General features: G+C 60.2%; 1 protein-coding gene. It reads right to left on the bottom strand.

Features of this window, described 5'->3' with window-relative positions:
• The coding region (locus tag VJI94_RS08350) for a hypothetical protein (protein ID WP_324009025.1) at positions 1 to 274 on the bottom strand (274 nt) is incomplete at both ends.

Below are 274 nucleotides of genomic sequence, written 5' to 3'. Positions count from 1 at the left end.
TCGATCGCAATGTCGGTGAATTGAACCGTACGTCTTCCGGGCGCGATTTCGACGTCGAAGCGGGCGTTTGCAACGAGGGTCGGCGCAGTGAACTCTTCGATGACCTGCTGCCACTGGTCCGTGCCCACCAGGTCTTTCCTGTAGCCGATCGGATCGTAGGGAGAGCCGGCGCGCCGCACATAGATCTTTATCGCACTGCCGCTGCTGCCGCGCAGCGAGTAGCGGATGCGGTATTTCTTGCCCCCTTCGACGGGAAAGCTGCTGCTTGATGCAA

Source organism: Parvimonas sp. D9, assembly GCF_035282565.1.
Classification (GTDB): Bacteria; Bacillota; Clostridia; order Tissierellales; family Peptoniphilaceae; genus Parvimonas; species Parvimonas micra.
The sequence above is the reverse complement of the archived record's forward strand: the minus strand, read 5'-3'. Positions and strand labels throughout refer to the sequence as shown.